The following is a 10068-nucleotide window of genomic DNA, read 5'->3' on the forward strand; positions in this document are numbered from 1 at the left end:
CTCGAGATTGCATAAGTGTCCGGCTTGCGGGATCTCTACGAAATGGGCGTTCGGGATCGCCTCCGCAATTGATTTGGTGGCGTTGTAAGCTCCGTCTTCAGCGCCGGCTACTGCCAGGACGGGGAACGTTAGCGAAGGTAGGGAGGGACGTGCATCGGGGCGGCTCACCATTCCGCGAGCGGCGGCCGCGACGGGCTGAGGCTCCTGATCCAAGATCCATTCCTCAACTTGTCGGATAAGTTCGGGACGGTGCGCGAGCGCGGTCGGGCCGAAAATTCGGGGCTTCATGGATTCCGGAACGAAGCCCATGCCCTCGGTCGCCAGACGCATGCACATGGCCTCATAGTTCTGGCGTTCCTTCTCATCCGCAGGCGTGGCGCGCGTGTCGAACAACATAAGTCCGAGCAGGCGTTCGGGATGGCGGCGCGCAAACGCCAGCGAGGTGTAACCGCCGCGCGAAATGCCGCCGATGAAGGCTTTGTCGATGTTCAGCTCGGTGAGGAGTTCAGCGATATCGTCGGCTGCCTGGTCGATGGATATCTCATGGAGGCCTTCGGCTAAGTGCCGGGCTTTCCCGAACCCGCGCTGATCCGGCACGATGACCTGGAATTGGTCGCTAAGTGCGCGGGCTTGATCGAGCCACATGCGGCCGTCCACCGGGAAGGCGTGTAAGAGAATGATGGGCAAGCCTTCGCCGAGGATCGTGGTGGGTAGCGTGGTGATCATTGTCTTTGACTAGGTACCACAGTAATAGTCCAAATCCACCTTTCGCTCCATTGACGCAGTTCGCGCGTCACCGCCATGCTTGATTATGGCAATCCGAAAGACAGGAGGTTCAGACGACCGGGCCATTCGGATGCTATTCGATGGCGCCTCGCTAACGCGAGCCAGAGCGACCGGTGTGCCATTAACAGTTGGCGCTTGCCTTGGCACTCCCTCGCTTGCCTTGGCACTGCCTGCTGTGCCACTCCTCCTTGGCGTCCTGCTAACAGGTGGAATGATTGGCGGCGCTACGCTAACAGCCGCAGCAAATCGGCGGCAATTCGCGTTGCTATTCTCGCCTTTCGATGTACAGACAGCAGCATTAGCCGGGGCCCTCTTCTGTGCGTCGATTCCGCTACTCAGCGGTTTTGTGGCTCACAGATCCGAGCGTCGCGTGTCGAACAAAGCATGAAAGGTGCCGCGGCAAGTCGTCCCTGACGCGACTCAGGTAAGTGCCATCAACCCCCAGGTCACGCGAGCGCAACGCTAACTAAATAGCTTCTTACCAATAGTCATCAGCTGCATGTTACTCGTACCCTCATAAATCCGCCCGATCTTCACATCGCGGTAGAACTTCTCGGCCGGGCACTCCTTCGTGATCCCGATGCCGCCGAAAGTCTCGATCGCCAGCGACGCCGCCTTCTCCGCCATCACGCTCGAGAAGTACTTCGCCATCGCCGCCTCGGTGACGAACGGCTGTCCCGCATCCCGCAGGCGCGCCGCGTTGTAGACCAGCAGCCGCGCGGCTTCGATCTCGGTCGCCATCTCAGCCAGCGGAAACTGCACACCCTGGAACTCGCCGATCGTCTTGCCGAACTGCTTGCGCTGTTTCGCGTAAGCTACCGCCGCATCGTGGGCTCCGCGCGCGATCCCGATCATCTGCGCGCCAATCCCAATCCGTCCTTCGTTCAGCGTTTCAATCGCGATCTTATAGCCTTTGCCGACTTCACCGAGCACGTTCGCGCGCGGCACGCGGCAGCCATCGAGCAGTAACTCGCACGTCGACGAAGCACGCAGCCCGAGCTTATCTTCTTTCTTGCCGACCTGAAACCCCGGATAACTTCGCTCAACTAAGAACGCCGTTACTCCTTTGTAACCGGCCGCCGGGTTCACGTTGGCGAACAACAGAAATATCTGCCCTTCAGCCGCGTTGCTGATCCATAGCTTGCGCCCGTTCAAGACATAGTAGTCGCCGTCTTCCGTCGCGGTAGCTGCCATCGCAAACGCATCCGACCCCGAACCGGCTTCCGACAACGCATAGCATCCGACTTGATCGGTCGCAAGGCGCGGCAGATACCTGCGCTTTTGTTCCTCCGTCGCCCAGCGAATAAACGCGTTATTCACCAGCGTGTTCTGCACGTCTACAATCACGCCCGCCGACGCATCCACGGCCGATAACTCTTCGACCGCCAGCACGCATTGGAAGAACGATCCCGCCTGCCCTCCATGCTCCTCCGGTACCTCGATGCCCATCAAACCGAGATCGAACAGCTGCTTTAGTAACTCCGGGCGGAACTTCGAGTGTTCATCCATCTCGCGCACATAGGGCGCTACCTGCTCGCGCGCGAACTGGCGCACCTGGGCGCGAAACATCCGCTCTTCTTCATTCAGATGCGTCAAAGCCGGCGCCGCGCCGGTTGAACTAGCCGTAGCTATCATGCGTGTACTCCCATCACATCCGACAACTCCCGATAAGTACGCCCCTGCGACTGCGCCACCGCGGGGTAAGTAATGTGTCCCGCATAAGTATTAACTCCCGCGCGCAAGCCCGGCTGCTCGTCTATCGCGCGTTCCACACCGCGGTTCGCTAGCGACATCAAATAAGGAAACGTCGCATTAGTCAAAGCCAGTGTCGAAGTATTCGCCACCGCCGCCGGCATGTTCGACACGCAGTAATGCAGCACGCCGTCGACAAAGTAAATCGGATCCGTATGCGTCGTGGGGTGACTCGTTTCAAAGCAGCCGCCCTGATCGATCGCGACATCCACCACCACCGATCCGCGCCGCATGTTCGCGATCATCGAACGCCGCACCAGCCGCGGCGCCGACGCGCCCGGGATCAGCACCGCGCCGATCACCAGATCCGCATGCCGCACCGTTTCCGTGATCGTCCACGTGTTCGAAGCCAGCGTGCGCAGCCGTCCGCCGAAGATATCGTCCAGCTCGCGAAGCCGGTTCAAATTCCGATCGATGATGCTCACGCGGGCGCCCATACCGAGCGCAATCTTCGCCGCGTTCGTCCCCACGACGCCGCCGCCCAGGATCACCACATTCGCCGGAGCCACCCCCGGAACGCCGCCCAGCAGCACGCCGCGCCCGCCATTCGGCGCTTCCAGATACTGCGCGCCGACCTGGGCCGACATGCGTCCGGCCACCTCGCTCATCGGCGTGAGCAAGGGCAGCGACCCATCCTTTTCGACGATCGTCTCGTACGCGATCCCTGTCGTCTGCGATGCCAGCAGCCGATCGGTCAAAGCTCGCAACGGCGCCAAATGCAGGTAAGTGAACAGCGTCAGTCCGGGCCGCAGGTGCGCATATTCGGATTCCTGCGGCTCCTTCACCTTGACGACGATGTCGGCTCGCCGCCAGACATCCGCGGCCTCGGCGACGATGGTTGCACCCGCCTCGGCATAATCTTCATCGGGCAGCGCGCTTCCCGCGCCCGCCTTTGTTTGAACCAGAATCTGGTGACCGGCCTCGCGTAGAGCGGTTACTCCGCTGGGCACTAGAGCCACACGTGCTTCATGGTCCTTGACTTCTTTTGGAACGCCAATGATCATGGCTCCGAGTTTATCAACCTGAGGAGGCAACGAACGAATTCCGCGAACGCTGAGGGACGTCCATTCGTTAAGGTTCAAAGAATGGAAAAGCGTTTCATCAACCGGGCATGCGCGTGTGCCGCCGTGTTTTGTTGCACAACTCTGGCCGCCTCGGCCGCGGAAGACAGCACGCCGGTGTTCCGCACCACCTCCGAGCTTGTCCTGCTGGACGTCCAAGTCGTGCATCCGAAAACGGCGACGTCGACCAAGTCACTTCGCCGCGCGGATCTCGAGGTTTTCGAGGATGGCAAACCCCAGACCGTCTCCTTCTTCAGCCGCGACGAGTTGCCGATGTCGATCGTCATGCTCTTCGATATGACCGACTCCTCGCGAGCCGTCCTCAAACGGTTGGCCGAGGGCGCGCGATCGGCTCTCTCGCACTTGAAGCCCGCGGATGAAGTCGCCGTGATGGTGTACGCGGCGCACGGACGGGTGATCGATGGATTCACCACCAACCGCGATCACACGGCTGCCGCGATCGGGCGCGCCGCCGGCGAGCACCAGCCTGGAGGCGCATTCTTCAACGAAGCCGTTTGGGAAGCGGCCGATCTGCTGAACAAATCCGGCTCTCCGTCGGGTCGTCGCGTGGTCATCTGGCTTACGGACAACTTACCCAATGTACCGATGCACTCCAGGTATTCGCACGACGGGGACACTCGCCCGGTTCACACCGAAAGCGAAGCGATCCGCAGTCTTCATGAGTCAGGAACGGTTGTGGCGCCGCTGTTGGAGCGCAGCGCTCTCGTGATGGGATGGGTAGGGCCGTTGATGGCCTTTGAAGCGCCGTTCCGGCATTCTTATCCGCCCGGAGACGCGCACAAGTACGCGGAACTCACCGGCGGCGAAGCGATCGGCCTGAGTGGGAAGCGAGTCGACGAGCGCTTGACCGAACTTATCGACGATCTGCGTTCGCGATATACCGTCGGATACCGCCCGACCGATGAGAAGCCGCCAGGAACCTTTTGTAAGGTGAAGGTAGCGCTTGCTCCCGATGGCGCGCTGAGGCCGCAGGAGTGGAAAGTTCTTGCGCGAGCGGGTTACTACCGGAAGCCTATCAACCCGGTGGGGCACTAACAACAGCTCGCGGAGCTCTGGTTTCACCTTCTAAAGGGACAAAAATAGGTTGCGCCTTGTGGGAGGTCACAACATGAAGCTTCTACAGGTGATGAGAATGAGTGATTGGTTGAAGCGTACGAATCGGCTTGCGCCGCTTGCCATGGGATCGGACGAATTCCGGGAAACCGGGTATCAACTTGTCGATCGAATTGCCGATTTCCTTGACTCGATTGCGGCAAGGCCGGTGAACCCTGCTGAGTCCCCTGTCGCGGTTCGCGAAGCCTTGGGCGGCGAACGGCGGCTGCCGCAGGAAGGCGAGACAGCGGGCGGGCTGCTTCAGCGCACTGCCGAAGTCTACCTCTCGAATGCAGGGATCGACGGAAAGTTCGCGCTGCGTGCCTGTATCGTCAATTTTCGAACTTCCTCCGACGATATCGAAGCATTGCCGTCCCTCGTTGTCCGGTCGGGCAAAGAGCTGGATTCTCAGCTTCGGGCGCTACCATCGATTTGATCAGCTGGAAGTACTCTGGGCATCTTTGTTGCGGTAGGGCTACAACGTGTCCCGACCACGCAAAGCGAAGTCGGGACAGTCGGTACAAATCGCTGAGAGGTAAAGCTATTTTACCCGGCGCTTTGCGGGGCCGGCGATTCGGGTACCGGAACCGAGCGGCACGCCCATGACAGTCAACGTATCGCCGGCGTCTACAAGAGCCAGGATTTGCGCGTGCGAATACGTCGTGCCTGTCGGCTGCTGGGTGTACAGGTTGGTCGAGGGCGAGTAGAGTAAGCCTGAAACGACGCCGTTCACCGTGCCATGGGCGACTAGATCGGCGCTCTGTGCAGCCGCCTGACTTTCGAGCGTGGACCACTCCGTGGTTATTTGGGAGTTACCGGCGTTTGCTGCCGTGAGCGTAAATCCGAAGCCGACCGCCGGCGCTGTTCCCGTATCGATCGACAGGTTGAATGCCGCTATATTATTCTGGGTCGCGGTCTTACCCTTTAGAGTCGGGAAAAAGCTCCCGGCCAGGAAAGTGTGGATGTTTTCTTCGGAGCCATCGTGCAGGATCCCGAAACCATCGATGGTGGGACCGCTCTTGTTGAACAACTGTTTTTGGTAAGTTGCGCGCAACAAGGTAGATTTGAAAGGTTGTACTTCAGTCTGCAGGACGAACAGCTCGTTGTTGGATCCGAAGTTCGTAGCGGTATGGCAGCTATTGCAAGAAGTGCCTTGACCCATTCCCCCCGTGGTTACAAATTGGGATTGTCCGAGTTGCGCATTGCCGCCTTCAAGACTCGTTGGATAAGTGCGATCCAGGTTCTGGTTAGGGTTCGGCATCCAGGTGATGGTATTGGCGAAGTTGGTAAAGGCGGTCATATCGTTCGAGGAAAGCTGCGTCCCGCCCATCAACCCTTGGAAAGCCACATTGAAATCGGAAAATTCAGGCTTATCGCCGCGCCAGTGATACGGCTGCTCATTGGCTAGACCGCGCATCGTCAAGGTGTTCATCGGACCCTTCATCGGATGCTCTTCGAACGTCGCGCCGGTGTTCAGCGTAACGGGGAACATAGTACCGGTCGGATCGCCCAAATCCCAGGTAAGGTGATCCGATTCGCCGTCGATGTGACAAGATGCGCAGGAAGCCGACCCATTGCCCGACAGCTTCGCGTCGTAAAGGAACCCGCGGCCTGCCTGTACCGGCAGCGGAGTAGGATCATTCGAGCCTGTCGCGATCTCGGTAACAACGGTGTTAGTGCTGGTATTAATCACGCTGATTGTATTGGAAATCCTGTTATGGACGTAAAGGACGTTGTTTACCGGATTGATGGCGAGCCCCCGCGGACCGCGCTTCGAAACGGGACTAACGATCGGCCCGACGGCTCCCGGGTCGATTTCGATGCGGTTCAGAACATTCCCGTTGGGATCCACGTAAGCTACCCGATCCGTGCCGAATGCCGCGATATACATATTTTGTCCCGCGCCGTCAAAAACGATTCCGGCCGGCTGGGCCAACGCGATAGCCACCGAGGCGGGGTCGGGCAAGCTGGTGTAATCAAGAGTCGGATTTAGATCATAGGCAGTTACGGTTCCCGACGGCGTGATCTTCGAAACGCGATTGTTGACAAAGTGTCCGTCCAGGTTCGTTACAAAACGGACCAGGTTCAACGCGTCGGTGTTGGTGACGTACAGGTTGCCGGTCGAGGGCTGCACGGCGAGGCCGAGATTGATGGTGCCCACTCCCGAAAAATAGCCGTTAATAGCGAGCGTGGATGCATTAATCGCGACGACGTCGTTGTCCGGCATGGTGTATTGAATGTTCTTCGACCAGGCCGGGTCGTTCCACTGGATGATCACGCCCTGCGCGGGAGCGGGCGGTAAGTCCGGGTTTAATGGCGGCGGCGGAGGCGGCGCAAATCCAGCGGAGATGATGGTCGTGCCGTTGCCCGACAAGGCGAACGCGGCGTATACCGTGGAGCCGTCCGGGCTCACTGTCATCGCCCTTGGCCCGCCGCCGAATACGGCGATCTGCTTTACAAGCGCGTGCGTGACGGCATCGAAAACCGCGATGAAGTTATTTCTGGCCTCGCTCACAAACGCATATTGACCGGCGAATACAACGTCAGACGGTTCGGCGTTGCACTGCAGGGTGTCCACGACAATGCGTTGAGAAACCGAAACAATACTAACCGAATTGGACTCCTGGTTCACTACCCAGACCTCATCGTTGGTTCGCGGATTCACCGAGACCGGCTCGACCCCCACTGGAATCTCCGCACTCAGCGATGGTTGTAACGGATTGGTGGAAGCATCGAAAACAGAAAGGGTTCCGTTCGGATTGTTGACGGCAAACAGGCGGGTGCCATCCGGCGAAAGGCGAATCGGGCTGGTGAGAGCCGCCTCGAAGTTGACATACGAGTTGCCTTTGTTTTGAGTCATCAACGGCAGCGCGAACAGAACGGACAGCGCCGCGGCTCGCGTCACCCAGTGGGGCGTTAATCGGAAGTACATAGGAACCTCTCTGTTTCGAAGGGAGTGCAAGGGCTGGTCAATTAATTTGTGGGCGTGGCTATAAAGCCCGCGGTTGAAGAATCGGAAAGGCAAAAATATCCGACGACCGCGCCGGAAGCGTTTATGCCCTGTGGGAATGTGGCAATCCCTGCTGGATTGCTAAAAGCGGTAAAGACGTTTCCCGCGAAAGTGAAGCCATTCTTCGAACCATCGGAATTCGCGTAATAGCCTACGATCTGGTTCTTGTTATTTATTCCGGTGAAGTACGTCTGCAAGGCGCCGGGGTACGAGTAGGTCGTTGTTTGCGAACCCGATAGAACGAAGCCAACCACTGGATCCGTATACACGATTCCCGTGCCGGCATAACCTGCAATCGCGCCTGCATCGTTGATGCTCATCGCCCAGGTGTCTGCCTGACCGCTGACCGCGATGGTTGTTGTGCCGCTGGACTGTTGTTCGAAGCCGCTGTACACGGCGCTGGACTGTTCCCCTTTTTGCAGATATCCGATGATCGTGCCGGAGTTGTTTAGAGCCTGGCCAACCGTCAGTAGCTTTCCTGCAGCGGAAAACTGAGAGAACGAGCCCCCGGGCTGTTTGACGAAAGCGACGGTGACCGGTACTGTGCCCCGGACAATATGAGCCGCTCCCACAACTACTTTATTGGAATCGATTCCATAGACCCAGGTATCGGAACTATTCGGGTATTCGATCGCCGCATATGTGCCGGCACTGTAGTAAAAGCCGTGAGCGGAACCGGAGGTATCAAGATAGTAACCGACCACAACGCCGCTGGCGTTGATACCTTGCGCGTAAGTCTGAACCGCACCAGGGTACTGGAGAGTTTGAAAAGTATAGCTTTGTGCCGACGCTCTCTGCCCTGATACAGACGCAAGAGATGCGCAGATTAGTATGAACGGTAGTAGTTTCAATTCGCTTCCTTCGAATTCCAAAGAACTGATCGTGCCCCGAATCGTGCCCCGCTCGCCACGGAGTTCGGTCCTTGCCCACCACGCTTAGTCATACAAGTACGATCGCGGAGGGAACAGACATCTGACTCTGTGTAAGAGCGCCTAAGTAATCGTCTCCACTGCTTTGCGCAACGTTCCAGAATGAGACCCGAGGATTCTCTTTCCATGACCGAAACCGGTTTATTCAGGAAATCGCCCGCTCGCACTCGACTCTAGAAGCTGCATTTCATATGTCTTCGAAGAGCCGCGTTCCTCTCTTTTGAATCCGCGCGGCTCGACAAGAGGAAATCCGCGCGGAAGAACAAAGCGGCGTGTCATTCAGTTGCCGCGCCAAAGCGATGCGGCGTTCCGCGATCGCGGCCATCAGATCGCGGTAGCTAAGTGATCCGGAGCGTTTCCAGAAGCTGAACCTAATTGACCGTCTGGGTGATCGTCCCGGAACTAGCGGCGAAACTGACTGTTCCGGTGTAAGTCGCGGTAACAACGTCCGAACCTGAGGGCAGCGCCGCGGTTGTAAGTCCGGCATTTCCGCCTGCCAGAGTGACGGTGCCCAGGGTCGTGGCGCCCTGCGTAAACGTAACGGCGCCCGTGGGGATTCCGTTGCTAGCAGTAACCGTCGCGGTGAACCTTACCGATGCCCCCGATTTCGAGGGATTCAATGAGGAAACGATCGCCGTCGTCGTCGAAGCCAGGTTCACCGTTTGGGCGAATACCGCCGAAGTGCTGCTGTTTGACAGCCCGTCGCCGCCGTAGATAACCGTAATCGAGTTGGTACCTACCGGAAGCGTAGCCGTCGTCAGAGCGCCGGTCCCGCTAGCGAGGGTTGCCTGGCCGATTACCGCCGTCCCATTCTTGAAAGTTACTGTGCCGGTGGGCGTGGCGCCAGGGGAAGATACGGTCGCGGTTAGAGTAATAGACCGGTCATAGCTGGATGGGTTCGCGTTCGACGTTACCGTCGTCGTGGTTGTGTTCTTCGAGATCGTCTGCGAAATCGGCGCGGATGTGCTCGCCGAGTAGTCCGTATCCCCGCCATAACTGGCGGTAATGGATTGCGTTCCCACGGCGAGTGAGGATGTAGTGAACGTAGCGATTCCTGATGCGGTTACACCCGATCCAATTACCGTCGTTCCACCTTTGAAGGTGACCGTTTCACCATTCGGGATGCTACCGCTGGAGGGATGAATGGTGGCCGTAAACGTGACCGGACTGCCCAGGTTCGCCGGCGATCCGGAAGTCGTGATCGTTGTCGTCGTAGATGCCGTGTTGACCGTCTGGCTCAAAGCTTGCGATGTCGCGGAAGAGAAGTTCGCGTCTCCCGAATACACGGCGGTGATCGAGTAAGTACCCGGCGCGGAAAAACTGGTGCTGATGGAGGCTTGCCGTGATGTCACCGCGGCGGGAGATCCGATTACGTGACCATTCTGCGAAAACGTAACGGTCCCCGTCGGAGTCCCGC

Annotated in this window: 8 protein-coding genes; 2 read left to right on the forward strand and 6 right to left on the reverse strand. The window is 58.5% G+C overall.

The genetic code is table 11. From position 1 onward, the window contains the following. The 3 genes from H1Y01_RS06430 to ald all read right to left on the reverse strand — a co-directional run. A partial coding sequence (locus H1Y01_RS06430) for an alpha/beta fold hydrolase (RefSeq protein WP_180539616.1) occupies positions 1-726 on the reverse strand: 726 nt, incomplete at its 3' end. 522 nt (positions 727-1248) lie between these two features. Further along, a complete protein-coding gene (locus H1Y01_RS06435; RefSeq protein ID WP_219341330.1) occupies positions 1249-2421 on the reverse strand; it encodes an acyl-CoA dehydrogenase in 1173 nt (390 codons plus the stop codon). Further along, positions 2418-3542 carry an alanine dehydrogenase gene (gene ald / locus H1Y01_RS06440; protein WP_180539617.1) on the reverse strand — a complete coding sequence of 375 codons (1125 nt, stop codon included), beginning with the start codon at positions 3540-3542 and terminating at the stop codon, positions 2418-2420. The genes H1Y01_RS06435 and ald overlap by 4 nt, the downstream gene beginning before the upstream one ends. An 81-nt stretch (positions 3543-3623) precedes the next feature. On the opposite strand from ald, the gene H1Y01_RS06445 reads away from it, so the two are divergent. Together H1Y01_RS06445 and H1Y01_RS06450 are read left to right on the forward strand one after the other, a co-directional pair. Further along, the gene (locus H1Y01_RS06445) at positions 3624-4655 is read left to right on the forward strand and encodes a VWA domain-containing protein (RefSeq protein WP_180539618.1); all 1032 of its coding nucleotides are present in this window, start codon (positions 3624-3626) and stop codon (positions 4653-4655) included. Positions 4656-4764: 109 nt separating this feature from the next. Then, the gene (locus tag H1Y01_RS06450; RefSeq protein ID WP_180539619.1) at positions 4765-5148 is read left to right on the forward strand and encodes a hypothetical protein; all 384 of its coding nucleotides are present in this window, start codon (positions 4765-4767) and stop codon (positions 5146-5148) included. 105 nt (positions 5149-5253) lie between these two features. On the opposite strand, the gene H1Y01_RS06455 is transcribed toward H1Y01_RS06450, so the two are convergent. From H1Y01_RS06455 to H1Y01_RS06465, 3 genes are all read right to left on the reverse strand, one after another. Further along, the gene (locus H1Y01_RS06455; RefSeq protein ID WP_180539620.1) at positions 5254-7644 is read right to left on the reverse strand and encodes a YncE family protein; all 2391 of its coding nucleotides are present in this window, start codon (positions 7642-7644) and stop codon (positions 5254-5256) included. A 41-nt stretch (positions 7645-7685) separates the two neighbouring features. Further along, positions 7686-8573: a hypothetical protein gene (locus H1Y01_RS06460; protein ID WP_180539621.1), complete on the reverse strand. Its 888-nt coding sequence runs from the start codon at positions 8571-8573 to the stop codon at positions 7686-7688. Between the two features lie 449 nt (positions 8574-9022). Continuing rightward, the coding region (locus tag H1Y01_RS06465) for an Ig-like domain-containing protein (protein WP_180539622.1) at positions 9023-10068 on the reverse strand (1046 nt) is incomplete at its 5' end.

This window comes from Nevskia soli, assembly GCF_903970205.1.
Lineage (GTDB): Bacteria > Acidobacteriota > Terriglobia > Bryobacterales > Bryobacteraceae > Bog-113.

Excerpts from the sequence above, each read along its gene's own strand:
- H1Y01_RS06455 (WP_180539620.1), bottom strand. The coding sequence starts at position 7,644 with ATGTACTTCCGATTAACGCCCCACTGGGTGACGCGAGCCGCGGCGCTG.
- ald (WP_180539617.1), bottom strand. The coding sequence starts at position 3,542 with ATGATCATTGGCGTTCCAAAAGAAGTCAAGGACCATGAAGCACGTGTG.
- H1Y01_RS06435 (WP_219341330.1), bottom strand. The coding sequence starts at position 2,421 with ATGATAGCTACGGCTAGTTCAACCGGCGCGGCGCCGGCTTTGACGCAT.
- H1Y01_RS06445 (WP_180539618.1), top strand. The coding sequence starts at position 3,624 with ATGGAAAAGCGTTTCATCAACCGGGCATGCGCGTGTGCCGCCGTGTTT.